The sequence below is a fragment of the Paraburkholderia aromaticivorans genome (assembly GCF_012689525.1).
Taxonomy (GTDB): Bacteria; Pseudomonadota; Gammaproteobacteria; order Burkholderiales; family Burkholderiaceae; genus Paraburkholderia; species Paraburkholderia aromaticivorans_A.
Genome location: NZ_CP051516.1, coordinates 1,993,232 through 2,018,951 on the forward strand (window position 1 = coordinate 1,993,232; position 25,720 = coordinate 2,018,951).

General features: G+C 63.5%; 21 protein-coding genes and 1 tRNA gene. 11 read left to right on the forward strand and 11 right to left on the reverse strand.

Annotation, left to right across the window (positions count from 1 at the left end; translation table 11 throughout):
- Positions 1-11: 11 nt before the first annotated feature.
- Positions 12-818, reverse strand: a complete 807-nt coding sequence (locus HF916_RS37080) for an ABC transporter permease (protein WP_168793736.1) — start codon at positions 816-818, stop codon at positions 12-14.
- A complete protein-coding gene (locus HF916_RS37085; protein ID WP_168793737.1) occupies positions 815-1,543 on the reverse strand; it encodes an ABC transporter ATP-binding protein in 729 nt (242 codons plus the stop codon). Before HF916_RS37085 ends, HF916_RS37080 begins: the two co-directional genes overlap by 4 nt.
- A gap of 158 nt (positions 1,544-1,701) precedes the next feature.
- On the opposite strand from HF916_RS37085, the gene HF916_RS37090 reads away from it, so the two are divergent.
- Complete coding sequence (locus tag HF916_RS37090) at positions 1,702-4,215, forward strand: AsmA family protein (RefSeq protein WP_168793738.1); 2,514 nt, start codon at positions 1,702-1,704, stop codon at positions 4,213-4,215.
- Positions 4,215-4,382: a hypothetical protein gene (locus tag HF916_RS37095; protein WP_168793739.1), complete on the forward strand. Its 168-nt coding sequence runs from the start codon at positions 4,215-4,217 to the stop codon at positions 4,380-4,382. Before HF916_RS37090 ends, HF916_RS37095 begins: the two co-directional genes overlap by 1 nt.
- A 103-nt stretch (positions 4,383-4,485) precedes the next feature.
- On the opposite strand, the gene HF916_RS37100 is transcribed toward HF916_RS37095, so the two are convergent.
- A complete protein-coding gene (locus HF916_RS37100) occupies positions 4,486-4,980 on the reverse strand; it encodes a hypothetical protein (protein ID WP_168793740.1) in 495 nt (164 codons plus the stop codon).
- A 402-nt stretch (positions 4,981-5,382) separates the two neighbouring features.
- On the opposite strand from HF916_RS37100, the gene HF916_RS37105 reads away from it, so the two are divergent.
- From HF916_RS37105 to HF916_RS37115, 3 genes are all read left to right on the forward strand, one after another.
- A complete protein-coding gene (locus tag HF916_RS37105; RefSeq protein ID WP_168793741.1) occupies positions 5,383-7,002 on the forward strand; it encodes a sensor histidine kinase in 1,620 nt (539 codons plus the stop codon).
- A gap of 79 nt (positions 7,003-7,081) precedes the next feature.
- The gene (locus HF916_RS37110) at positions 7,082-7,591 is read left to right on the forward strand and encodes a response regulator (RefSeq protein ID WP_168793742.1); all 510 of its coding nucleotides are present in this window, start codon (positions 7,082-7,084) and stop codon (positions 7,589-7,591) included.
- An 81-nt stretch (positions 7,592-7,672) separates the two neighbouring features.
- Complete coding sequence (locus tag HF916_RS37115) at positions 7,673-9,646, forward strand: hybrid sensor histidine kinase/response regulator (RefSeq protein WP_168793743.1); 1,974 nt, start codon at positions 7,673-7,675, stop codon at positions 9,644-9,646.
- A 106-nt stretch (positions 9,647-9,752) separates the two neighbouring features.
- Here the strand turns inward: HF916_RS37115 and mscL are convergent, their stop codons facing one another.
- The 4 genes from mscL to mfd form a co-directional block, all read right to left on the reverse strand.
- Positions 9,753-10,199, reverse strand: coding sequence for a large conductance mechanosensitive channel protein MscL (gene mscL, locus HF916_RS37120; RefSeq protein ID WP_168793744.1), 447 nt, complete (start codon positions 10,197-10,199; stop codon positions 9,753-9,755).
- A gap of 178 nt (positions 10,200-10,377) precedes the next feature.
- The gene (locus HF916_RS37125; protein WP_168793745.1) at positions 10,378-11,400 is read right to left on the reverse strand and encodes a threonine/serine dehydratase; all 1,023 of its coding nucleotides are present in this window, start codon (positions 11,398-11,400) and stop codon (positions 10,378-10,380) included.
- A gap of 54 nt (positions 11,401-11,454) precedes the next feature.
- Positions 11,455-12,681, reverse strand: a complete 1,227-nt coding sequence (gene argE, locus HF916_RS37130) for an acetylornithine deacetylase (protein ID WP_168793746.1) — start codon at positions 12,679-12,681, stop codon at positions 11,455-11,457.
- Between the two features lie 153 nt (positions 12,682-12,834).
- Complete coding sequence (mfd, locus tag HF916_RS37135; RefSeq protein WP_168793747.1) at positions 12,835-16,317, reverse strand: transcription-repair coupling factor; 3,483 nt, start codon at positions 16,315-16,317, stop codon at positions 12,835-12,837.
- A 121-nt stretch (positions 16,318-16,438) separates the two neighbouring features.
- Between mfd and ispD the strand changes: the two genes are divergently transcribed.
- Entirely contained in the window at positions 16,439-17,155 is a 717-nt protein-coding gene (gene ispD / locus HF916_RS37140) for a 2-C-methyl-D-erythritol 4-phosphate cytidylyltransferase (RefSeq protein WP_168793748.1), read from the forward strand.
- A 51-nt stretch (positions 17,156-17,206) separates the two neighbouring features.
- Positions 17,207-17,686: a 2-C-methyl-D-erythritol 2,4-cyclodiphosphate synthase gene (gene ispF, locus HF916_RS37145; RefSeq protein WP_168793749.1), complete on the forward strand. Its 480-nt coding sequence runs from the start codon at positions 17,207-17,209 to the stop codon at positions 17,684-17,686.
- A gap of 83 nt (positions 17,687-17,769) precedes the next feature.
- Here the strand turns inward: ispF and HF916_RS37150 are convergent, their stop codons facing one another.
- The 3 genes from HF916_RS37150 to ompR form a co-directional block, all read right to left on the reverse strand.
- Positions 17,770-18,318: a peroxiredoxin gene (locus HF916_RS37150; RefSeq protein ID WP_168793750.1), complete on the reverse strand. Its 549-nt coding sequence runs from the start codon at positions 18,316-18,318 to the stop codon at positions 17,770-17,772.
- Positions 18,319-18,504: 186 nt separating this feature from the next.
- Complete coding sequence (locus HF916_RS37155) at positions 18,505-19,854, reverse strand: ATP-binding protein (protein WP_054039512.1); 1,350 nt, start codon at positions 19,852-19,854, stop codon at positions 18,505-18,507.
- Between the two features lie 44 nt (positions 19,855-19,898).
- The gene (gene ompR / locus HF916_RS37160) at positions 19,899-20,633 is read right to left on the reverse strand and encodes an osmolarity response regulator transcription factor OmpR (RefSeq protein WP_006048917.1); all 735 of its coding nucleotides are present in this window, start codon (positions 20,631-20,633) and stop codon (positions 19,899-19,901) included.
- Positions 20,634-20,862: 229 nt separating this feature from the next.
- Here ompR and HF916_RS37165 point away from each other — a divergent pair, with 229 nt between their 5' ends.
- The 3 genes from HF916_RS37165 (at position 20,863) to HF916_RS37175 (ending at position 24,347) form a co-directional block, all read left to right on the forward strand.
- Entirely contained in the window at positions 20,863-21,192 is a 330-nt protein-coding gene (locus HF916_RS37165; RefSeq protein WP_168793751.1) for a hypothetical protein, read from the forward strand.
- Positions 21,193-21,372: 180 nt separating this feature from the next.
- Entirely contained in the window at positions 21,373-23,010 is a 1,638-nt protein-coding gene (locus HF916_RS37170; RefSeq protein WP_240975826.1) for a DUF1800 domain-containing protein, read from the forward strand.
- Between the two features lie 92 nt (positions 23,011-23,102).
- Positions 23,103-24,347 carry a DUF1501 domain-containing protein gene (locus HF916_RS37175; protein ID WP_168793752.1) on the forward strand — a complete coding sequence of 415 codons (1,245 nt, stop codon included), beginning with the start codon at positions 23,103-23,105 and terminating at the stop codon, positions 24,345-24,347.
- 44 nt (positions 24,348-24,391) lie between these two features.
- On the opposite strand, the gene HF916_RS37180 is transcribed toward HF916_RS37175, so the two are convergent.
- Positions 24,392-25,216 (reverse strand): squalene/phytoene synthase family protein, encoded by an 825-nt coding sequence (locus tag HF916_RS37180; protein WP_168793753.1) that lies wholly within the window; start codon positions 25,214-25,216, stop codon positions 24,392-24,394.
- A gap of 402 nt (positions 25,217-25,618) precedes the next feature.
- Between HF916_RS37180 and HF916_RS37185 the strand changes: the two genes are divergently transcribed.
- Positions 25,619-25,705: transfer RNA gene (locus HF916_RS37185), tRNA-Leu, on the forward strand.
- Positions 25,706-25,720: the final 15 nt, after the last annotated feature.

A 25,720-nucleotide genomic window follows, 5' to 3' on the forward strand; every position in this document is an offset into this window, starting at 1 on the left:
CTCGGTGCGGCTCAGCGCCGCGTCGCGGTCCGCTCCACGAGCCGCGCCGACAGAAACCGGTGCTCGGCGGAAAAGAGCCGCCGGTACGTGAGCAGCACCGCGCCCACGGTCCCTAGCGTCGACGACGCGGCGATCAGGAACATGATCACGATCTGATAACGCACCGCCTGCAATGGCGATTGCCCGGCCAGCACCTGGCCGGTCATCATGCCGGGCAGGCTCACTACGCCGACCACGGCCATCTGATTGAGCGTCGGCATCATGCCCGCCCGCACCGCCTGACGCGCGGGCGCCTGTGCCGCTTCCCAACGCGTCGCGCCGAGGGCGAGCGCCATGTCGACGCGGTCGCGCCGCGCGGTCAATTCCTCGGTCATCCGTTCAATGCCGAGCGACACGCCGGTCAGCGTATTGCCGAGGATCATGCCGAGAATCGGAATCGCATATTGCGGCTCGTACCACGGGTGAATGCGGATCACGACGAATAGCCCGACTGCGGCCACCAGCCACGAACTGACCCAGATCGACAGCACACTGTCCGCGCGCTGTCCGCGATACGTGTGGTTGCCGCGTTGCGCGCCCGAGAAGCCGGCGATCAGCGTCATCACGATCATCAGCGGCAACACCACGTACCAACGGTCGTAACGGAACACCCAGCCGAGCACATAGCCGATCGCCAGCAACTGCACGACGGTGCGCACGGCAGCCCACGCGAGCTTGCGCTCGAGATCGAGCTTGAGCGCCACCGACACGACACCGTTCACGACGATCAGCAGCGCGGCAATCGCGATATCCCACAGACTCAGGTTTTGCAGTGTCATTGGCCGAACTCCTGGTGATCCTGATGCGCTGGCGGTATCTCGCGCCGCGCGGTTTCGTCGAGCACGCCGGCGCGCATGGTCAGATGCCGCGCGCTCATGCGCGTGGCTTGCGCCGGATCGTGGGACACCCAGATCGACGCATGATGTCCGGGATCGGCGTCGAACCATGCGTGCACCAGACCTTCGATTGCATGCGACGACTCCGGGTCGAGCGACGCGGTGGGCTCGTCGAGCAACAGGACTTCGGGCGCGAGTTGCAGCACGCGAATCAGCGCGGCGATCTGCGCTTCGCCGCCGGACAGCTCGCTCGCGCGTTTATCGAGAAAGTCGTCGCCGCGGCCGGCCTGCGCGGCGAGGCTCGCTGCGCGCGCGCGATCGAAGCGCACGTCGCGGTACGTGCGCAACTCGAACGGGTAGCGCAGATTGTCTTCGACGCTGCCGTCGAGCAGCGCGGGCCGCTGCCGGATATACGCGACGTTGCGCCGGCAGCGCGGAATGGCGACGCGTTCCACGGGCGCGCCGTGCCACATGATGCGTCCCGCATCGAGCGGATCGAGCAGGGCGAGGGCGCGCAGGAACACACTCTTGCCCGAGCCCGACGGCCCGGTGATCGCGACGCGGTCGCCCGCGTGCAAGGCGAAGGTGGTCGGCTGCAGCAGCGTCTGCCCGCGCACGGCATCGCGCCGGACGATGCCGTCGGCGAGGACTAGGGGAACATCGGTCATGTGTGAATTTGTAATGGGGGATGCGTAAGGTCGAAGCTCGCTGCGACTTGCGTGTGCAACATGATAAAGCGGCAACGGCATAGTGCTGGCCGGCCGAGGATCGGGCACGCATTGTGCTGACCGTTGCTCAACGTAGAAAAAATTAGCGGAGCCTCTCAATGGCAGTGTCGAGCACGACTGGACGGCGGATCGGAAAAATCATCGCATGGCTGTTGGCGATCATCGTCATTCTGATTGTCGCGCTGACTATTTTCATTCTGACCTTCGACTGGAACCGGGCAAGGCCCTATATCAACGACAAGGTCACGCAAGCGATCGGCAGGCCGTTCGCCATCAACGGCGATCTGAAGGTCGGCTGGCGGCATCCGCTCGGCGAGACCGGCTGGCGCGGCTGGGTGCCGTGGCCGCGTTTCTCGGCGGCCAATATCACCGTGGGTAATCCGGACTGGACGAAGCAGCCGCAGTTCGCCACGCTCGACGAGATCGACTTTCAGGTCAAGGTGCTGCCGCTGCTCGCGCACGATATCGTGATTCCCACGATCAACCTCGTCAATCCTTCTGTCGACCTCGAGCGCGTGCTCGACGGGCGAAATAACTGGACCTTCAAACTGGCGTCGTCGAGCGGGCCTTCCGAATGGAAGCTCGATCTGCACGATATCGCCTTTGCAAAGGGCAACATCGCGCTGTCCGATCAGCAGAAGAAGGTCGATTTGCAGATGGCAATCGACACGCTCGGCCAGCCGATTCCAATCGGCGAAGCGATGAAGCAGCAGGAAGCCGCGTCGCGCAGTTCGTCGGCGCAAACCATCGGCAAGTCGGGCGCCAGCAAGCTCACCGCGCAGGCGAATGCTCAAGCGGCGTCGGAGGCTGCCGCTGCGGACGCCGCCGCAGCCTCCGGCGCGTCGTCGACGGACATCACCGCGTCGGGTACCACGGCGGCGACGGGCGCCTCGGGCGGGCTGGTCGCGGGCGGCTCGAAGGGCGCCAGCGAGGCGGTCGCCGCAGGCGCGAGCGGCGCGGCCGTGGCGTCGGCATCGACTTCGGGCGCTTCGGGCGCTTCGGCCGCTAGCGGGGCGGAAGGTCAGGCCGGCGCGAAGCAGGAGATTCCGCCATACGCCATCGGCTGGACTGTCAAAGGGACTTACAACAAGACGCCTGTGTCGGGCAGCGGCAAGGTCGGCGGCGTGCTGGCATTGCAGGACGCGAACCGTCCGTTCCCGGTGCAAGCCGATGTGAAGGCGGGCGATCTGCACGTCGGCCTGGTCGGCACGATCACCGATCCGGCGCATCTTGCCGCGGTCGATCTGCGCCTCTGGCTGCAAGGCAACAGCATGGCGCGCCTGTATTCGCTGACAGGCGTGACCTTGCCCGACACGCCGCCGTATGCGACCGAAGGGCGGCTGGTCGGCCAGTTCAAGTCCACCGGCAACGTCTTCAAGTATGAAAATTTTACAGGACGGGTCGGCGGCAGCGACATCAACGGCTCGCTGACTTACACGGCGCGTGAATCGCGTCCGCTGTTGCAGGGTGAACTGGTTTCGCATCTGCTGCAATTCTCCGATCTGGCGCCCGTGATCGGTGCGGATTCGAACGCCAGCAAGGCCAAGCGCGGCGACGCGACGGCGCAGCCATCCAGCAAGGTGCTGCCGGTCGAGGAATTCCGCACTGACCGCTGGAAGGCGATCGACGCCGACGTGAAGTTCACCGGCCGGCGCATCGTCAAGGACGTGAATCTGCCGATCACGGATCTGTACACGCACGTCGTGATGACCGACGGCGTGCTCTCACTGGAACCGTTGAAGTTCGGCGTGGCCGGCGGCACGCTTGCTTCGGACATTCATCTGGACGGCAGCGCGTCGCCGCTCAAGGGCCGCTTTACGACATCGGCGCGGCATCTGAAGCTCAAGCAGTTGTTCCCGAACTTCAAGACGATGCAGAACGCGCTCGGTGAAATCAATGGCGACGCGGCACTGACTGCGACGGGCAATTCACCGGCGGCGCTGGCGGCAACATCGAACGGCGAGGTCAAGGCGCTGATAACGGATGGCACGGTGAGCGCGCTCCTGATGGAAGCGGCCGGGTTGAACGTAGCGAACGTCGTGTATGAAAAGCTGTTCGGCAAGCGCGACGTGAAGATCAACTGCGCGGCCGCCGATTTCGTCGCGACCAACGGCGTGCTCGATTCGCGCGTCTTCGCGCTCGATACGGACGACGCCGTGATCAACATCGACGGCAACGTGAATCTGCGTGACGAGTCGATGGACCTCGGCGTGCATCCGCATACCAAGGGTTTCCGTGTCTTCTCGCTGCGCTCGCCGCTTTACGTGAAAGGCACCTTCAAGGACCCGCACGTAGGCGTGAACGCGGCCGCGCTGGCGTTGCGTGGTGGCGCGGCGATTGGCCTCGGCTTGATCAATCCGTTTGCGGCGCTGATTCCGTTGCTCGCGCCGAGCAACAACAAGCCGTTGCCGTGCACGCAGATGCTGGAGCAAGTCCGTCAGGCGCCGACAGCGCCGCCGCCGGGCGTGAAGCAGCAGCCCAAGTCCGCGATTTCTCTGGATGGCGCGCCGGTCAACAAATCTTCCGACGGTGCTTCGTCGCCGGCTACGACGGACAAAAAGAAGCCGGCGGTGATGTCGCCCGCCAGCGCGGCTACTTACAAGGGGAGCTGATGCCTTTCATCCTGCCTTCGGACTGGCTGAGCTGGAGCTTCGGCGGTGGCCTGTCCTTGATTCTCTTGTGGCTGATCAGTGTGCCGCCTGCGCGCGGCCACATCGATGAAGTCATGACGAAACAAGACAAGGCGAGCGCTGCACACGCGCGCAGACGGATCACCTGAGATGACGAGTCGAATCAAGGAAAGGTAACGACGCAACGCCGCCTGACGAACTGTGCGAACGGACGGTGTTGCGAGTGTGAAGGTCTACCGTAAAGCTAAAGGTCTACCTGAGCGAGCGCGGCGCGGCGTCTCCAGCAGCATCCTGACGACGCACCCCGCGACGTGCGCCGCCGATGCGAGTCGCGCCGAATTCCGTCAGGATCTTGCCGCGAGCCCGGCTGGCAAACACCAGAAAGCCGAAACCGTCCGCCTCATACCAGTAGCCGCCGTTCTCAAGACCGTCGAGCGGTTGCTCCAGCGCATTCGTAATGGATTCGATACAGCGACGCCGTAATTCCGCGGGTGCCGGATAGGGCGGTTGCGCGCCACGCACACTGCACAGGAGCACATCGAGCCCTGGCAACACGTGCGCATAAAGGACCGGCTCGTCTTGCGCGCGAGCACGCGCAATCTTGGTGTCGAGCTGACTGAACGGCTTGAAATGCCGTAGTACCGCGAGGAACGACTCATCGCCGTCCACCTTCGCGCGTCTACGCTTTTTCGGGAAGGACATAAAAATTCGCCTGAAAAAGAATTGCAAGAAACGCAGCGTCCTCATGCGACCACTCCCGGCTTCGCGCGCCGCACGTCGATCTTTTATAGCATACGACAAGGTCGGATTCACGGTGATTCGACAACAACGCCGCTCCACCGCCTCCCGCACGAATCATGCCGAACTGCCTCGCCGCGCGCTTTCGCTTCCCAGCCCATCTGTTTCCATCATAGACGCACGTGGCGCCGAAAAATCATCTCATACCAATAAAAAAGTCATTTTTATGTGGTCGGGCGCATCGTGCCGCTACGTTGAAATATCTCGAATTCACGTCGATAATGGCCCGTCCGGCTGCACTGCGCCGAGCTCGCCGATGCCACACCGCAAAGTCCCGCCGGCGCGGCGCTGCGTGGCCGGTCACGCGAACCGCCGCAGCTTGAGCGACCCTTTGCGACCCTTCGGGCGAACATGAAACTATTCACCAAGGGTCTGCTGCTGATTGCAGTGCCGAGCGTGGTCGAGCTGGCGCTTCTTGGCGTCGTCTTCGATACCCAGGAGCAGACAGCGCAGGCCGCGCAGCGGGTTACCAACAGCAAGCAGATTCTCTATCAGTCGTCGGCCATCGTCGATCCGCTGCTGCGCCAGGCGGCGCGGGTTCGCACGGGGATGGTCATCGGCGATGCGTCGCTGATCGACCGCCATACGGTGTGGGTCGATCTGGGCGACCGGCTGTCGAATCTCGAGGTGCTGGTCGCCGGCACGCCGCCACAGGTCGGGCGCGTGCACAAGATGCAGCGGGCGATCGACGCGTATCGCGCGCAGACCGTCGCGATCTCGCAGGCGCTGCACGAAGGGCATCGTCCGACTTCGTTTGCGGCGCTGGAGACCGGCGCGTTGCCGCAGCAGATCGCCGTGTTTCGCGATGAACTCGCGGCGTTCGGCGACGAGGCGTCGCGGCTCGACGCCGAACGCTCGGCCGCGCTCGCGCGGCGCCGTGACCGTCAGCAATACGCGCTGATCGGCGCCGTGCTGGGCTCGATGCTGATCTGGGCGGCCACCGCGGTGGCCTTTGCGCGCAGCATCGGCCGGCGGCTGGAAGTGTTGACCGACAACGCCGAGCGCTTGGGCAGCGGGCGCACGCTCGCGCCGGCGCTGTCGGGTAACGACGAAATTGCCGCGCTCGACACCGTGCTGCATCAGACGGGCGCGCGCCTGCGTGAGGCGGAAGCCGAGCAGGCCATGCTAAAAACGCGGCTCGAAGCGCGCGCGCGGGAATTGGCGGCCGTCAATGAGGAACTGCGTCAGGAGACGCAAGATAATGAAATGTTCATCTACAGCGTGTCGCACGATCTGCGCTCGCCGTTAGTGAATCTGCAAGGTTTCTCGAAGGAATTGCAGGTCTCGTGCGACGAGCTGGACAGCGTCGTCGAGGCGGCAAAATTGCCGGAGGCCGAGCATCGACGCATGGCGCATATTCTCGACGGCGAGGTGCGCGAGTCCTTGCAATATTTGCGCACGGCCGTGACGCGGGCCGCCGCGATCATCGACGCGCTGCTGCGGATTTCACGCGCCGGCCGGCTCGAGTACCAGTGGCAGCGGGTGAGCGTCGGGCGCGTGGTGGGCCGGGTGGTCGACGCGCTGCAGGGCGCGATCGGGCAGCATGCCGCCGTGGTGACCGTGCGCGACCTGCCGCCCGCATGGGGCGACCCGGGCGCGATCGAGCAGATTTTCAGCAATCTGATCGGCAATGCGCTGAATTATCTCGACCCGGCGCGCAACGGGCGTATCGAAGTCGGCGCGCTGGAGCCCGAGCCGGTCGAGCCGGTCGAGGCGGGCGAGCCGCGCGCGGTCCGCATGCGCACGTATTATGTGCGCGACAACGGCCTCGGCATTCCGGCCGCGTATATGTCGAAAGTATTCCGGGCGTTTCAGCGCCTGCACGGCGACGTCGCGAACGGCGACGGCATCGGCCTCGCGGTGGTGCGTCGCACGGTGGAGCGGCATGGGGGCCGCGTGTGGGTTGAGTCGGCGGAAGGCGCGGGGTCGACGTTTTTCGTGGTGTTGCCGGAACAGCCCGCGCGTCTTTGAACCTGAGCGGGCGAAGCGGGCGGCGGCGCGGATAATCACAAGCGGCAGGCATCAACCAATCGTTCAGCACGGAGAGCATATGAGTCACGGGGAAACGGTCAGCATCGTACTGATCGAAGATGACGACGGCCACGCCACGCTCGTCGAACGCAATCTGCGCCGTGCCGGCATTTCGAACGGGTTCGTGCGCTTTCGCGACGGCCAGCAGGCACTCGATTATTTCTTCGGTCCAGCGCCGTCACCGGCCGACGCCGCCGCGAGTTCCGCGGCCGACCCCGCTGCCAGCGCTGTGCCCGCGCGCGAAGACCTGTTGAATTTCGTCGTGCTGCTCGATCTGAAAATGCCGCGGGTGGACGGTTTCGAAGTCTTGCGGCGTCTGAAAGAATCGCCGCAGACGGCCGCCGTGCCGGTGATCGTCCTGACCACGACCGACGACCCACGCGAAATCGCGCGCTGCTACGAACTCGGCTGCAACGTCTACATCACCAAGCCGGTCGAATACGATGCATTTATCGAAGCCGTGCGCCGCCTCGGTTTTTTCCTGCAGGTGGTCAAGCTGCCTTCGGGGCATCGTCTCGCGGCGCCGTGATGGAAGGTTCGCATGAAGCCGGCCGAAAGCCGCTCGTGACAAGATAGACCGCTTGTTGACCCTAGCCAGAGAAGACTCCGCATGACCGAAGAAGTGTCCACGCAGCCTGCTGCCTACGTGCTGGTCGTCGATGACGACGAAGGCATCCTGCGGCTCGCGCGCAAGTCGCTCGAGCGCGCCGGCTGCCGGGTCGCGATCTGCGCCGGCGTCGAAGCGGCCCGTGAGCGGCTCGCGGGCGGCGGTCCCGACTTGCTGGTGCTGGACTATCAACTGAGCGGACCGGAGACCGGCCTGGACTTCTTTCGCCGTCTGCGCGCGGAAGGCGTGCGGATTCCCGCCATCCTCGTGACCGGCTTTACCGACGAATCCCGTGTCATCGAAGCGCTGCGCGCGGGCGTGTCCGACGTCGTGCCGAAATCCGGCGACTACCTCGATTACCTGCCCGAAGCCGTCGAACGGGTGCTCTCGCAAGTGCGCCTGCAGCGCGCGTCGGACGAAGCGTTGCTGCTGCGCGATCGCGAGCAGCATTACCGCACCTTGTCGGAGGCACTGCCGCACCTCGTCATGACCTGCAACGCCACGGGCGACTGCGATTTTCTGTCCAAGCAGTGGTACGACTACACGGGCCTCGCTGAAAGCTGTTCGTACGGTCTCGCCTGGCTCGATGCCGTGCATCCGGACGACCGCGAAGAGATTCGCCGTAGCTGGCTCAAAGCGGTGTCGGGCAACGCCGGCGACTACCGGCACGAGCTGCGGATTCGCCGTCACGACGGCGAATATCGCTGGTTCGACTTGCGCGTGGTGGCGATGCGCGACGCCGAAGGCAACGTCAGCAAATGGTTCGGCAGTTGCACGGACATTCATTCGCAGCGCGAGGCGATCGAGGAGCGCGAACGGCTGCTGGCGTCGGAGCAGGCCGCCCGCCAGACCGCCGAAGAAGCCAATCGCGCCAAGGACCGCTTTCTGGCCATGCTGTCGCACGAATTGCGCACGCCGCTCACGCCGGTGCTGGCCGGCGCCAGCGTGCTCGAGATGATCCCGAATCTGCCCGATCAGGCGCGTGCGAGCGTGCGCATGATCCGCCGTAACGTCGAACTCGAAGCGCGGCTGATCGACGACCTGCTCGATCTCACGCGCGTGGCGAACGGCAAGCTGCGGCTGTCGCTGGAAACCGTCGACGTGCACGACGTGATCGACAGCGTGCTCGAACTGTTTCGCAGCGAGATTCAGGTCAAGCAGCAGGACGTGCACGTCCATAAGGACGCGCAGCATCATTACGTGCTGGCCGATCGCGCGCGGCTGCAGCAGATGCTGTGGAACCTGATTCGCAACGCCGCCAAGTTCACGCCGGACGGCGGCCATATTTATGTGCGCACCCGCGATGAACGCATGCACGTGCAGATATCGGTTGAAGATACGGGGATCGGCATCGAGCCCGACCAGATCGGCAAACTCTTCAACGCGTTCGAGCAGGGCAACCAGAACATGACGCGTCAATTCGGCGGCCTAGGCCTCGGACTCGCGATCACGAAGGCGTTGACCGACGTGCACGGTGGCACGGTGACCGCGCAGAGCCCAGGCGCACACTGCGGCGCGACCTTCGCGATCACGTTGCCGACGGCTGCGGCGCCGGAGGTGACTTCACCGGTCGTGGTGCCCGACGAAGTGCATTCGAGCGGTCTGCTGAACATCCTGCTGATCGAAGACCATGTGGACACCGCCGAGGTCATGGAGCAACTGATTCGCAGCCTCGGTCATGAGGTCACGACCGTGGGCCGGGTCGACGACGCGTTGGCCGCGACTCAATCGCAGACCTTCGATCTGATCGTCAGCGACGTAGGTTTGCCCGACGGCACCGGTCTCGACTTCATCAAGGCGTTTCGCGAGCACTCGGACGCGCCCGCGGTCGCGTTGACCGGCTTCGGCACCGACGAAGACGTGCGTCGCTGCCTGAGCGCCGGCTTCACCTCGCATCTGACCAAGCCTGTCAACTTCAGCCAGCTCGAGACGATGATCGAAGGCGCGGTGAGTCAGAAGGAGCAGCGTGACGCCTGAGCGCGTGTGCCATCGGCATCGGCGCATGCTATGAAAAAGGCCTGTCGCGATCAGATCGCCACAGGCCTTTTGCTTATGACTGCCCCCGGCTGACGCGCCGGAATAGTTAACGCGGTGAGGTCTTCAACGAATCGCGGATTTCACGCAGCAGCAGCACGTCTTCCGGCGTCGGCGGCGGTTCTGCCGGAGCGGCTTCAGCCGGCTTGCGCAAATTGTTGATGAACTTGACCATCAGGAAAATGATGAACGCGAGAATCACGAAGTTGATCAGCACGGTGATGAACGAGCCATAACCGAATACGGCAACGCCCGCCGTTTGCAAGTCTTTATAAGACTCGGGGCTGCCTTTGAAGGTAGGCGGAATGTCGCCAAGGCGAACGAACTTGTTGGAGAAGTCGAGGCCGCCGGTGGCAAGCCCGACAACCGGCATGATCAGGTCTTTAACAATTGAATTGACGATGGTGGAGAAGGCGCCGCCGATAATCACACCGACCGCCAGATCCATCACGTTGCCCTTGAGGGCAAATTCCTTGAATTCCTTGACCATGCTCATAGAGGTTTCTCCCAGAAGTCGATAATCGAATGATACCAACCTGAGGAGGATAGGCTAGTCTTTTGGCCAGGAACGCGGGGATTGTTGACTAACGAGCGTCCCCAACCTGGCGCTCCCCACCAAGCCCCCGACAGGACCGGAAAACTTGGGGCGGCCGGGCGTTGTCTTGAAAGTGAAACTATGACTCGCTATGCCGCGCGCGTTCTATATGCGCGGCAAATGTGACCGGGTCGGTATTGGTGCCGCACAGCAGAACGCCGACGCGCTTGCCTTGCAACTGTTCGCGCAGCGGGCCGAGCAAGCCGGCGGTGGCCGCGGCGCAGGCCGGTTCGACGGCGAGCTTCAGTTGTCCGAACAAGGTCAGCATGGCCGCGCGCAACTGGTCGTCGGATACCGTGACGAGCTGATCGATATGACGGCGGCACAATTCGTAGCTGTATTCCTCGGTATGCGGCGACATGAGCGAGTCGGCAATGCCGTGCATCTGGCGCATCTTGACCGTGTGATTGGCGGCGAAACTCTTGCCCATGACGTCCGCGCCTTCGGGTTCCACGCCGTATACATGCACGTTCGGATTCGCGAGCCGCATGGCGGTCGCGACACCCGCCGCGAGGCCGCCGCCGCCGATCGGCACGATCACCGCTTCGAGATCGGGCGTTTGCGTGGCCCACTCGTAGCCGAGCGTGGCTGAACCCAGCACGGTGCGATAGCCATTGAACGGATGCACGAAATAGCGGCCTTCTTCGGCCTCGATACGGCGCACCAGTTCAAATGCCTCGGCAATGTCTTGCGCGAACACGATCTCGGCGCGATATTGCCGGCACAGCGCCACGCGCGCCGGATTGGCCGCGTGAAACAGCACGACCTTGGCGCTGATGCCGAGGCGCATGGCCGCATACGCGACGGCCACCGCATGATTGCCGCCTGACACGCAAGTGACGCCCGCGCTGCGCTGGGCTTCGTCGAGTGCGAGCAGATTGGTGAACGCGCCGCGCGCCTTAAAGCTGCCGCCCGCCTGCAACAATTCGAACTTGAAGTTCACCACCGTGCCTTCCAGCGACGGAAAATCCGGCCTGTCGAACACCGGCGTTCGCGTCACCCACGGCGTCAACGCAAAGTGCTGTGCGGCGATGTCGTCGAGCGTGGGAATCGGCTCGCCGTCGATCGTATGGTCGGTGTGTTGCGGCGTGGCAGTTGACATGGCGTGGGCGTGCGTGGGTCGATATGCGTAAGACTCTTTCTACGTGCGACAGTTTCAGCGCGCGTGCGCGTCGACCGACATGCTGTGAATGAATTTCTGCAGGAAGCGCTCGCACGCCACCAGTTGATCCAGCGCGACGAATTCGTTGGGCTTGTGCGCCTGCTCGATATTACCAGGGCCGCATACGATGCTCGGAATGCCCGCCAGCGAGAACAGGCCGGCTTCCGTGCCGTAGGCGACCTTGCGCTTGTCCTGATCGGCGGTCAACGCGCGCACCAGTTGCGTGATGGCAGCTTGTTCAGACGAATCGAGTCCGGGCGCCGCGGCGATCTTCGTGATCTCGATCGCCGCCGATGGATGCTCGCGCAACATTTTCGGCAACAGCGTTTCGCGTGCGTATTGATCGATGCGCGCGAAGATCGGTTCGGGATCGAGCGTGGGCAGGTTGCGGAATTCGAACTGGAACTTGCATTCGGCCGGCACCGTGTTGATCGCATTGCCGCCCACGATCGTACTGGTTTGCGCGGTGGTGAAGGGCACGTCGTACAGTTCGTCGAACGGGCCCTGTTCGCGGAACTGGTCGGCCATATCGCGGATGTAGCAGATCAGACGCGCGGCGTATTCGATCGCGTTCAAACCCTTCGGCGTAAGCGACGAATGCGCCGCCTGACCGCGCACGCAGCACTGGTAAGCATTGATGCCTTTGTGCGCCACGATCGGCCGCATGCTGGTCGGCTCGCCGACGATACAGCCGTCCGGATTCACGCCGCGTTTCATCAGGTCGGCAATCAGGAGCGGCGCGCCCGCGCAGCCCACTTCCTCGTCGAAGGAGAGCGCAAAGTGAATCGGTTTGGCGAGTCTTGTGCGCTGCATCTCCGGCACAAGCGTTAGCGCCGCGCCGATGAAGCCTTTCATGTCGCAGGTGCCGCGGCCGTACAGCTTGTCACCGCGAATTTCCGGTTTGAACGGATCGCTGTCCCATTGCTGGCCGTCCACGGGCACGACGTCGGTGTGGCCCGACAGCACCACGCCGCCGTTCGTTTCGCCGTTGTGTGCGGGAATCGTCGCGAACAGGTTGGCCCATTTGCCGCTTTCGTCGTGCGTGAGCGTGGCCTCGATGCCGACGGCGCGTAGTTCGTCGCGCACGGTTTCGATCAGGCCGAGGTTCGGATTACGGCTGACCGTGTCCATCGACACGAGACGAGTGACCCACGGGAGCGAAACGGGAGCAGACGAGGTGGACTGCGGCGTGGACTGCGCTGTTTCAGCGACATGAGACATGACAAGACTCCGGCATTTGAGTCTTTCGATCATACCCAAAAAAAAGACGTTCGTATGCTGCGGTGCGCGTTTGCGCACCGCAGCATGAACGGATAAAACGCTAGACGTACCCCGTTTTTTTAACGCCGCGTTAGCGCGGCGTACTGCATGAATTCATCGCGCAGCAGCGCTGGCCGCGGTGCCGCGGCTAGGCGTGCCGAGCGCGCGCAAGGTTTCCTTGACCGTGGCGACACGCACCGCGAGATCGGGGCTGCGCGTTTCGATACGCAGCTTGTCCTGGCCCGCGAGCTTGATGTGCTTGTGCTTCTGCACCATCTCGATGATCCGCATCGCGTCGATCGGCGGATTGGGGATGAACTGCAAGCCGATCACCGCTTCGCCGGCATCGATCTTAGAAATGCCCAACGGCTTCGCCGCCAGCCGCAGACGATGCGTCTCCACCAGCGCATGCGCTTGCGGCGGCAACTTGCCGAAGCGGTCGATCAGTTCTTCCTGAATGCCGTCGATCGAATCGTTGTGTTCGCAATTAGCCAGCCGCTTGTAGAGCGACAGACGCTCCTGGACGTCGCCGCAATAGTCGGCGGGAAGAATCGCCGGCGCGTGCAGGTTGATCTCGGTGGTCGCGGCGAGCGGCGCGGTGAGGTCCGGCTCCTTGCCTTCCTTGAGCGCCTTGACGGCGTCGTTCAGCATGTCGGTGTAGAGCTGGAAGCCGATCTCCTGAATCTCGCCCGACTGCTTGTCGCCGAGCACTTCGCCCGTGCCGCGAATCTCGAGGTCGTGCATGGCCAGATAGAAGCCCGAACCGAGTTCCTCCATCTGCTGGATCGCTTCGAGGCGGCGTTGCGCCTGTTTGGTCAGCCCTTGCGGATCGTGAACCAGCAGATACGAATACGCCTGGTGATGCGAACGGCCCACCCGGCCACGCAACTGATGCAATTGCGCAAGGCCGAACTTGTCGGAGCGATGAATCAGGATCGTGTTCGCGCTCGGCACGTCGATGCCGGTTTCGATGATCGTCGTGCACAGCAACACGTTGGCGCGTTGTGCGACGAAGTCGCGCATCACGCGTTCGAGTTCGCGTTCATGCATCTGCCCGTGCGCGACTGCGATGCGCGCTTCCGGCACCAACGCTTCGAGCATCTGCCGGCGATTCTCGATCGTCTCGACTTCGTTGTGCAGGAAGTAGACCTGGCCGCCACGCTTCAACTCGCGCAGCATGGCTTCGCGAATCACGCTGTCTTCCTCGCGGCGCACGAAGGTTTTGATCGCGAGGCGCTTTTGCGGCGCGGTGGCGATCACGGAGAAATCGCGCAGGCCTTCGAGCGCCATGCCGAGCGTACGCGGAATCGGCGTGGCGGTGAGCGTGAGCACGTCCACTTCAGCGCGCAAGGCCTTCAGGGCCTCTTTCTGACGCACGCCGAAACGGTGTTCCTCGTCGATGACCACGAGTCCCAGCCGCTTGAATTGCACGTCGGACGAGAGCAGCTTGTGCGTGCCGATCACGATGTCGACCGTGCCTTCGTTGATCTGCTGGATCGCCGCGTTGACTTCCTTGGTCGATTTGAAGCGGGACAGTTCGGCGATCCGCACCGGCCAATCGGAGAAGCGGTCGCTGAAGGTTTGCGTGTGCTGTTCGGCGAGCAGCGTGGTGGGCGAGAGCAGGGCGACCTGTTTGCCGCCCATCACCGCGATGAATGCCGCACGCAGTGCCACTTCGGTCTTGCCGAAGCCGACGTCGCCGCACACGAGGCGATCCATCGGCTTGCCGCTCGTCATGTCGCCGATCACGGCGGCAATCGCCGCGGCCTGGTCAGGCGTTTCCTCGAAGCCGAAGCTCTCCGCGAACTTCACGTAGTCTTTCGGTTCGAGCGTGAACGCATGGCCTTCGCGTGCCGCGCGGCGTGCGTAGAGATTCAGCAGTTCGGCCGCGGTGTCGCGGATCTGCTGCGCGGCCTTGCGTTTGGCTTTTTCCCACTGGCCGGAGCCGAGCGAGTGCAGCGGCGCGCTTTCGGGATCGGCGCCGCTATAGCGCGAGATCACATGCAACTGCGCGACCGGCACATAGAGCTTGCTGTCGCCTGCGTATTCGAGGTGCAGGAACTCAGTCTCGCCCTCGCCGAGATCCATGGTGACGAGTCCCATATAGCGGCCGATGCCATGCTGCGAATGCACGACCGGATCGCCCACCTTGAGCTCGGACAGATCGCGCACCATCGAATCGACGTTGCTCGCCTGTTCCTGGCGGCGGCGCCCCGAGCGACGCGCGAGCGGACCATACAGCTCGGTCTCGGTGATGATCGCGATGCCGTCGACCGGCACGGCAAAACCGTTGGCGAGCGGCGCGACGCCCAATGAAAAGCGCTCGTCGCTCGTGAGCCAGTCCTGGAAGCTATCGCTCGATACCGGCCGCAGATGATTGTCGGCGAGCAACTGCAAAAGCGTTTCACGCCGGCCTGCTGACTCGGTGGCGAACAGCACGCGGTTCGGCGTGGTGTCGAGATACGCGCGCAAGGCCGAGACCGGATCTTCCGCATGACGGTCGATCGCGAGATTGGGCAGCGGCGTCGACCAGCCGCCGCCCGCGTTCGCAGGCAGCGAGAGCCGCGCGAACGGTTTGGCGAGTGTGAAGAAGTCCTCGTCCGACAGGAACAGGCGCTGCGGCTCCAGAATCGGCCGGTCGCGGTCGTGCGAGAGGAAGTTGTAGCGCTGCTTCGTGTCGTTGCTGAAGCGCCGGATCGCTGCTTCGAGATCGCCGACGAACGCCAGTTGCGCGCCTTCGGGCAGATAGTGGAACAGCGTGGCGGTGTCTTCGAAGAAGAGCGGCAGATAGTATTCGATCCCCGCCGACGGCACGCCGTTGCCGATGTCCTTATAGATCGACGCGCGGCTCGGGTCGCCCTCGAAGGTCTCGCGCCAGCGGCTGCGGAATGCGGTGCGGGCGGCTTCGTCGAACGGAAATTCGCGGCCGGGCAGCAGGCGCACGTCTTTCACCGGGTACAGACTGCGCTGCGTGTCCGGGTCGAACGCGCGGATCGAGTCGACCTGGTCGTCGAACAGGTCGATCCGGTAGGGCAAGGGCGAGCCCATCGGATAGAGGTCGAGCAGCGAGCCGCGTACGCAGTATTCGCCCGGACGCACCACCTGGCTCACGTGCTCGTAGCCGGCCAGCGTCAACTGCGCCTTGAGTTTGGCCTCGTCGAGACGCTCGCCTTGCGAGAAGGAGAACGTGTAGGCCGCCAGGAACGAGGCGGGCGGCATGCGGTACAGCGCCGTGGTGGCGGGCACCAGCAGGATGTCGCAGCGGCCTTCGCCGAGATCGTGCAGCGTGGCGAGCCGCTCCGAGACCAGATCCTGATGCGGTGAAAAGGTATCGTAAGGGAGCGTTTCCCAGTCCGGCAGCAGGCGCACGCGCGCCTCGGGCGCGAAAAAGCCGATTTCCTGCGACAGACGCTGCGCGTCGACGGCGCTTTCGCACACGACCGCCAGCAGCGGCACCTTCTCGCGATAGGCGAGATGGTAGCGGGCGATCAGCAGCGCGTCGGACGAGCCGTGCGTGCCGTCGAAGGCGAAACGCTGGCCGGCCTTGACGAGCGCGACGGGCGGGGAGTACTGCGATGATGCGGCGATGTCTGGCATAGAAGAGAAAAAGCGGCCTCAGGCTCACACGTGACCGGCAAGTTTACGCGTGTCGGGGCGTGGATGCGAAGGACCTATTATAAAATCCGTCTTTTACTTTGACTTCGCGGCATCCGCACTCGTGACTTCCCGTCTATTTGCCCTGATTCCGTGCGCTGGCACCGGCAGCCGTTCCGGCGCCGCGATGCCCAAACAATATCGCACTGTCGCCGGCCGCGACATGTTGCATTACTCGCTGGCGGCTTTCGACGCCTGCAGCGAGTTTGCGCAAACCCTTGTCGTGATTGCTCCGGACGACGCTCACTTCGACGGCCGCCGCTTCGGCGGCTTGCGTTTCGCCGTGCGCCGCAGCGGCGGGGCCTCGCGCCAGGCGTCCGTGCTCAACGGTCTGCATGCGCTCGCCGAGTTCGGCGCGCATGACGACGACTGGGTGCTGGTGCACGACGCGGCGCGGCCGGGCATCACGCCCGCGCTGATCCGCACGCTGATCGGCGCGCTGAAGGACGACCCGGTGGGCGGCATCATGGCGCTGCCCGTGGCGGACACGCTGAAACGGATCGACGCGAACTCGTCCGATGGGCGGATCGCCCGCACCGAGGCGCGCGACGGCTTGTGGCAGGCGCAGACGCCGCAGATGTTCCGCATCGGCATGCTGCGCGAGGCGATCCTGCGCGCGCAGGCCGACGGTCACGACCTGACCGACGAAGCGAGCGCGATCGAGTGGCTGGGCCATGCCCCGAAGCTGGTGCAGGGCAGCTTGCGTAACTTCAAGGTGACGTATCCGGAAGACTTCGATCTGGCCGAGGCGATTCTGAGCCGGCCGGCGGCTTCGTCGTGAGCGAGACGAGCGATTTCAATTTTAATGAGCGGACTTGAGGACTTGACGCATATGGATTTCAGAATTGGGCAAGGGTATGACGTGCATGCGCTGGTGCCGGGACGTCCGTTGATTATCGGCGGTGTGACGATTCCTTATGAGCGCGGGCTGCTCGGCCATTCGGACGCGGACGTGCTGCTGCACGCCATTACCGACGCCATTTTCGGCGCCGCCGCGATGGGCGATATCGGCCGGCATTTTTCCGATACCGATGCGAAGTTCGCCGGCGCTGACAGCCGCGTGTTGCTGCGTGAATGTTTCGCGCGCGTGACGGCGGCGGGTTTTTCGATCGCCAACGTGGATAGCAGCGTGGTGGCGCAGGCGCCGAAGCTGGCGCCGCATATCGAGGGCATGCGCGCCAATATCGCCGCCGATCTCGGTCTGCCGGTCGAACGGGTCAACGTCAAAGCCAAGACCAACGAGAAGCTCGGCTATCTCGGCCGAGGCGAGGGCATTGAAGCTCAGGCTGCGGTTCTGCTGATCAAGAACTGAGATTGGTTTTACGACGCGCGCAGCGGCAGGAGCCTCGTCGCGCTGCGCGCATTCAAGCCAGGCGGGCTTTTGACAGGCACGGCTCAGAGCGTGCCGCCGCCGACTGAGCGGTTGCAAGCACACGGCTCGTCCGTTTGCAGGCCGTCCAGAATCCGCAGTACTTCTTCCGGGTTGCGGCCCACGTTCAGGTTGTTCACCGACACGTGCTGGATCGTGTTGTCCGGATCGATGATGAAGGTGGCGCGCAAGGCGACACCCGCTTCCTTGTCACGCACGCCGAGCTGGTCGATCAACTCGCCCTTCACGTCGCCGAAGGCATAGTGATTCAGCTTGTTCAGGTCCTTGTGCTCGCGGCGCCATGCCAGCTTCACGAATTCGTTGTCGACGCTGCCGCCCATCAACACCGCGTCGCGTTCTTCGAAGTCCTTGGCCAACTTGCTGAACTCGACGATTTCCGTCGGACACACGAACGAGAAATCCTTCGGGTAGAAGTAGATGATCTTCCACTTGCCCGGGAACGACTGCTCCGTGATCTCTTCGAACGCCGAAATGCCGTTCTCTTCATGATGGTTGAAGCCCGGCTTCGCGGCAGTGACGGTGAACGCTTCAACTTTATCGCCGACAGTTTTCATGCGAATGCTCCTTCTTGCGTCGGAAAAACTGCATGTTTAAAGCGACCAACTCGTCGCAACGAACGCGTTACACGTGATGCGCCGTGTCTCTATTGAAAAATTATCCCAATAGTTTTTGACTGATATTTGGGTAGTTATCAGTCGAAGCGGCAAATCCTCACGAAGGGCGGATGATGCCCGTTCCGCTCAGGCGCCCTTGGCCAGCGGAAACTCGATGGTGACCTCGAGACCCGGTCCAGGCGTGCGATTGCGCAAGCGCAGCGCGCCGCGGTAACGGCCCACGAGGCGCTGGACGATGGCCATGCCAAGGCCCGTGCCGTTCGCCTGAGTGCGCGCCGAATTGACACGATAGAACGGCCGTGTGACGAGCGCCAACTGGTCTTCCGGAATGCCGGGGCCTTCGTCGACCACCGAGAGCTCGACCCGCGAGTGCGACACCCGCGTTTCCAGGATCACGTGCGGAATACCGTCGCCGTCGCTCAGACCATACTTGCGCGCGTTTTCCAGCAGATTGCCGACGACCCGGCGCATGTCGGTCTCGTCGGCCTCGATCACCGCCGACGGCGCGAGCCGCGTGATCAGGCGCATGCTGTCTTCGCTCTGCATGCGCGCGGCCAACTCGCCCGCGATCACGGACAGGTCGACAGGCTCCGGCACGCGTTGCACGGGCCGCGCGTAATCGAGGAACCGGCCGATGATCATGTCCATCTGCTCGATGTCGTCGACCATCGCGTCTTTGGTGGCCTGGTCCGACGGGCTCATTTCGGTTTCGAGCCGCAGCCGTGCGAGCGGGGTGCGCAGATCGTGCGAGATGCCCGCGAGCATCAGCGCGCGGTCCGCCTCGAGCTGTTCGAGGTCCTGCACCATCTGGTTGAAACTGCGATTGGTTTCCGCGGCCACGCCCATGCCGCGTTCGGGCAGCGGCTCCGGCGACTGGCCGGAGCCGACCTTGCGCGCGGCCATGGCGAGGCGCGCGAACGGACGGTTCACGAGACTCGTGATGAAGGCCGCGCCGAACAGCGACAGCGCCAGCGCGAACACGCCCCAGCCGGCCCATTGCAAACCGGTGGCGTTGTCGAGCTGATCGCGGTCGAGCGCGACCCAGTAGTCGTCGTCGTCGATCTTGAAGCTGATCCAGACGCCGGGGATGTCGTTCACGCTCTGGGCAATCACGGTGTCGTCGCCGAGGCGGCCGCGAATGTCGTGTTCGATCAGCCGGTTCAGCGACTCGTCGGGCTGGAGTTTGTACTTGTCGGTGGTTTCGCGCGGGTACACGCGCACCCCTTCATTGCTTTCCAGATCCTGCAGCAGGGCGCGCCGCAGGTCGGGATCGGAATAGAGGAGTGCGGTACGCGTGAGCTTGACGATGGCGACGAGCTGCAACGCCACGCGCTGTGCGCGCGGCTCGCGTTCGATCACCCGGAAGCTCTGGAACCACGCGGCGAGACTGACTGCGATCAACAGCGCGATCAACAGAAAGGTCCGCCAGAAAAGGCCGCCGAACGCGAGCGTCAGGAGGCGCCGGTCGATCCGCATGGGCCCTTCTTATCTGAAATCAAAAACTGGAGCTGAGAACAAACTCAGGCTGCACCGTCGGGGATGAACACGTAACCCAGGCCCCAGACGGTCTGGATGAAACGCGGGCTGCCCGGATCGGGTTCGATCAGCTTGCGCAGACGCGAGATCTGCACATCGAGACTGCGGTCGAACACTTCGTACTCACGGCCGCGTGCGAGCTCCATGAGCTTTTCACGCGACAGCGGCTGGCGCGGATGACGCGCGAACACCTTGAGTACCGAGAACTCGCCCGTGGTCAGCGGAATTTCCTGGCCGGCCTTGGTGAGCGTGCGGGTGGCGAGGTTCAACGCGAACTCGCCGAACTCGAACACCTCGGTGGTTTCGGACGGCGCGCCCGGCAACTCCGAAGGCGACTGGCGGCGCAGCACCGCGTGGATGCGCGCAACCAGCTCGCGCGGGTTGAACGGCTTGGGCAGATAGTCGTCGGCGCCCATTTCGAGGCCGACGATCCGGTCGACGTCTTCACCCTTGGCCGTCAGCATGATGATCGGCGTACGGTCGTTGCTGCCGCGCAGGCGGCGGCAGATCGACAGACCGTCTTCGCCTGGCAGCATCAGATCGAGCACCAGCAGATCGAAGCGCTCACGCACCCAGAGCTTGTTCATGGACGGCGCGTTCTCGGCGACATAGACGTTGAAGCCCTGTTCACCGAGGTAGCGGCGCAGCAGATCGCGCAGGCGCGGATCGTCGTCGACGACGAGGATTTTCGAAGGGTTTTTGGTTTCCATGGTCGGCATCTTAGCGCGATTAGAAAGTGGTGCGCGTTTGCATCATTTAACGGGTTACAGTCAGTTACAAAATTTACCCGCACTGTGGCACGACGTAAAGCGGGGGCAGGTAGACTCCTTTACTGAATGCGGCTGTTCGGTGGATACTTCACACGACTAAAACTCTCGCACCCGGCTCGTTATCGGGGTTTGCATACGCATTTGAGGTAGCCGGTTGCCGCGCCACGAAGGGAACAACATGAAGGGAGGGGTTTGGCCGAATGTGCGCCTAAGCGTGATTGCACTGGCGGTAGCCGGTACGCTTGCAGGCTCACTAGGACCAACGCTCGCCCATGCCCAGCCTTCCGCCGACAGAGTTGCGAGTGAGCGCGGCGAGCGCGCGCCCAAGCAGGGCAAGGCCAACCGCCACGACCCGAACACCGACCATCCCGCATCAGACGTCATGTTGCGCACCGCAGTTCCTCCCGATCTTGATCAACGTCGTCGTGATGGTCATATGACGCCCGACGAACGGCGTCTGTTGCGGCAGCATATCGAAGACGCTGTCCGCGAGCTCTATAAGAGGTAGCTATTATCGTGCCAGCCCTCGGCACGTGTTTCACGTTTCTCCCCTGCGTGAAAGAATTCGTTGCACTTCCCCGTCAACTTCCCCGTTCAGTCTGCCGTTGAGTCGTCACAGCGAAGCGCGCGATGCATGCATTGCACGCGCCACGCCTTTTCGACGACGTCGCGCCAACCTTGATGATCGATGATGAAATTGCACGCGCGTGGTAATCATGGCCGCAGGTTCGCGGCATCGGTTATTGCCCTGGCGGTGGTGACATTGAGTGGGCCGGGCGCCGCAGTGCAGCCGGGCGCGACTCGTGTTCCACACATCAAGCACGCTGCGCCGATCGCCGATGAGCATGCAGCTTCGGAGCGTGAACAGAGCATCCTCGATGCCGACGATGCGCGCTTCTTCCTGACGCGCGTCGGCTTTGCGCCGGATAGCGCCGAGCTCGCGCAATACGTTGGACTCACGCGAGCGCAGGCCGTCGACCAGCTACTCGCGAGCGCGCGAACCGAGGCGGTCACGCCGTTGCCCGACTGGGTCCTCGAACCGATCCCGACACGCGAGACGAAGAAGGCGTGGACCGACGATCAACGTCGCGAAGAGCAGCGACTGCGCGCGCAGCGTTACGAATTATTACGCTCATGGTGGGTGCGCGAGATGTTGACCACGCCGTCGCCGCTCACCGAGCGCATGACGCTGTTCTGGCATAACCACTTCACCTCGGGTCGGGACAAGGTGCCGTATCCGCAGCAGATGGCGCTGCAGAACATGCTGTTGCGGCGAGACGCGCTCGGCAACTTCGGCGAGCTATTGCACGACGTCGCGAAAGATCCGGCCATGCTGCAATACCTCGACGGCGCGGCCAATCGCAAGGGCAAGCCCAACGAAAATTTCGCCCGTGAAGTGATGGAGCTGTTCACGCTCGGCGAAGGACACTACACGCAGCGTGACGTGTCGGAGGCCGCGCGCGCGTACACCGGCTGGAGCCTCGATCCGGACACGCAGGCCTACGTGTGGCGTGCCAACCAGCACGACGACGGCGAGAAGACCGTGCTCGGCGAGACGGGCCCGTTCGACGGCGATCAGGTGCTCGATATCCTGCTCGCGCGACCGGAAACGGCCACGTTCGTGACCACCAAGCTGTGGCGCGAGTTTGTCTCGGATACGCCGGACCCGTTGCGCATCGAATCGATCGCGGCGCGGTTCCGCGCGAGCCACTACGATATCAAGGTCGCGTTGCGCGGAGTCTTCCTGAGCGACGCGTTCTGGGACGACGACAATCGCGGCGTCCTCGTGAAATCGCCGGCGGAGTTCGTGGTCGGCACGCTGCGCGCGTTCGACATCGGCTACGACAACACTGCGCCGTTCGCCTCGCAAATCCGCACGCTCGGCGAGAACCTGTTCTATCCGCCGAACGTCAAAGGATGGCCGGGCGGCACGACATGGATCAACAGTTCCACGCTGCTCGCCCGCAAGCAATTCGTCGAGCAACTGTTTCGCGCGACCGAGGCCGCCGGTCCGCGGCGCATGACCAATCCGATGAACACAAGGATCGCGGCAAGCGGCACGACGACCGACATGCAGGCGGCTCCGCCGTTGCAGCGCGCGATGGCGCGAGCCGCTCAAGGCGGCAAAGGTGGCGTACGCTTCGACATCGAGACATGGCTCGCGCACTACAACACCGCGCCGACGGCCAGGCCGGGGTTGTCGGCCGAGTTGCAGTTGCAGCATGCGGTCCTGCCGCTCACGCCGGTCGATGCGATCGAAACCGGTTCGACTGCGAGTGCGTATTTAGAGGCATTGCTGATGGACCCGGCGTATCAATTGAAGTGAGTAGCTGAAGTAGGCACGCGCCAAGCAGCTAAAAAGAATGTGTCTGTCGACGGCGATACGACTCGCGCCGCGGCAATCGAACGAGGTGCAGGATGAAACGACGCAGCTTTCTCTCGATGAGCGCGGCCGCGAGCGCGACACTCTGGCTGCCCCGCGCATTCGGCGCGCAGATGGCGTCGCCGGGCGCGTCTTCGGCACGCGGCTACGACAACCTGTTGATTCTCGTCGAACTGAAGGGGGGCAACGACGGTTTGAATACCGTGATTCCCTTTGCCGATCCCATGTACTACCCGTTGCGCAAGAACATTGGCATCAAACGCGAGCAGGCGATTCAACTCGACGAGCGCACCGCGCTGCATGCGTCCTTGCAACCGTTGATGCCGCTGTGGCGTGACCAGCAACTGGCGATCGTGCAGGGTGTGAGCTATGCGCAACCGAACCTGTCACATTTCCGCTCGATCGAGATCTGGGACACCGCGTCGCGTTCCGACCAGTATTTGCGCGAAGGATGGCTGACGCGCGCGTTTGCGCAGACGCCGGTGCCCGCAGGTTTTGCCGCCGACGGTGTGGTGATCGGCAGCGCCGAGATGGGGCCGCTCGCGAACGGCGCGCGCGCAATTGCGCTGGTCAATCCGGCGCAGTTCGTCAAGGCTTCGCGGCTTGCCACGCCGGTATCGCTGCACGAGCGCAATCCCGAGCTGGCGCATATTCTCGACGTCGAAAACGACATTGTGAAAGCCGCCGACCGGCTGCGTCCTGCGCAAGGGCAGGCGCCGTTGAAGACCGCGTTTCCAGGTGGCGCGTTCGGCAGTTCGATCAAAACGGCGATGCAGGTGCTGGCGGCGGGTGGGGTTCCGAAGGAAGTTTCGTCGCGTAACGCGCAGCAAGAACATCCGCAGGGTGGCCCCGGCGTCGCGGTGATCCGCCTCACGCTGAACGGTTTCGACACGCACCAGAACCAGCCAGGTCAGCAGGCGGCGCTGCTCAAGCAACTCGCGGAAGGATTGATGTCGATGAAGTCGGCGCTCGTCGAACTCGGCCGTTGGGACGATACGCTGGTGATGACCTATGCCGAGTTCGGCCGGCGTCCGCGTGAGAATCAGAGCAACGGCACCGATCACGGCACCGTGGCGCCGCATTTCGTCATGGGCGGACGCGTGCGCGGCGGCCTATATGGCGTGCCGCCGGTGCTGGCGCGGCTCGATGGCAATGGCAACTTGCCGGTCGGCGTCGATTTCCGGCAGCTTTATGCCACCGTGCTCGGGCCGTGGTGGGGACTCGACGCGTCGACGATCCTGCAGCAGCGGTTCGAACCGCTGCCGTTGTTACGCGTCTGACGACGTGCTGAACGCGACTGGCGTGAAGCAGACACGCCGGTGGTTCACTTGGCGCGCCACGCGATCCAAAGCTTGCGAATCGGCGTCAATGCAATGCGCTGATGCAGAACGTGATAGCCGTCGCGTTCGATTTCATCCAGCAAAGCCAACGCCAATGCCGCCTGCGCGACGAGCGTGCGCTGCGAGCGGCGCTCGCTAGCGGGCACGGCACCGAGCGCGGTCTGCAACGCGTCCCGGGCACGCTTCGTCTCGAAGCGCATCAACTCGGTGAACGCGTCGCTATATTTTCGATTGATCAGATCCGCGGCAGTCACATTGAAGCGCTGCATTTCGTCGACGGGAATATAGATGCGGCCGTGGCGCGCGTCATTGCCCGTTTCGACCACGAACTGCGCGAGCAGCAGCGCTTCGCCAAGCGCCGCGGACCAGTTCGACGCCTGCGTGGCATGTTTCGCCGTGGCGCGCGCGACCAGCGACGCGAACGTGCCGCCGACGCCTTGCACATAGCGCCGCAGATTCGGGTAGTCGAGGTAACGCGCCTGGTCGAGGTCCATTTCGAAGCCGGCGAGCAGCGCCTGCAGCATCGGGTACGCGGCCTTCACATCGGGCAGATAGGCGGCCAGCGCCTTGGACACCGGATGCGACGGCGAGCCCGAAGCCAGCGCGGCGAGTTCGTTTTGCCACCACGCGAGTTTCGTGCGGCCGATGGCCGGATCGCTGGTCTCCTTGACCGTTTCCTCGAACTCGCGGCGCAGCGCGAACAGCGCGGTCAACAGCGGTTGGCTGGCCGCGTGTGCCTGCCGAAGCGCATAGTAAGTACTGGATCCGGGCGGTGCCGCTTTCTGCTGGCAATATTCGTCGAAATTCACGGGATTGGGAATGTGGGGAAGGGCAGGCGAAGAGGGAGCACGCCGTGCGTGCATCAAGCCAAAAATTGTAGCATCGGCGCCGCCCGGACAGATGCCGGGCAAATGCAGACAAGCGCGAATCAATCGGTTAGAATCTCGCGCTTACGCTTTCGGGCGCGTGTTTTTGACGCGGCTGACAGCACGCGGGACAACAGGCAGGCGTATCGTGTCATGCCCGCCTGCGCGGGTGGCGAAACGGGTGGATGCACCGTGTTTAGGTCCGACGCTCCACAGTCGGCAGCAGGGCTGAAGTCGCGGGAACCCGCGTAGAATAAGGGCTGTTGCCGGTATCGCAGAAGTTGTCTCGCAGAGGTCTGTATCGCTTGCGATATCGTAGCGGTCCTGCCTGCCAGGTTTAAATTCGCGTGAGTGGCGAAATTGGTAGACGCACCAGGTTTAGGTCCTGACGGGAGCAATCTCGTGCCGGTTCGAGTCCGGCCTCACGCACCAAAGAAATAAGGCCAC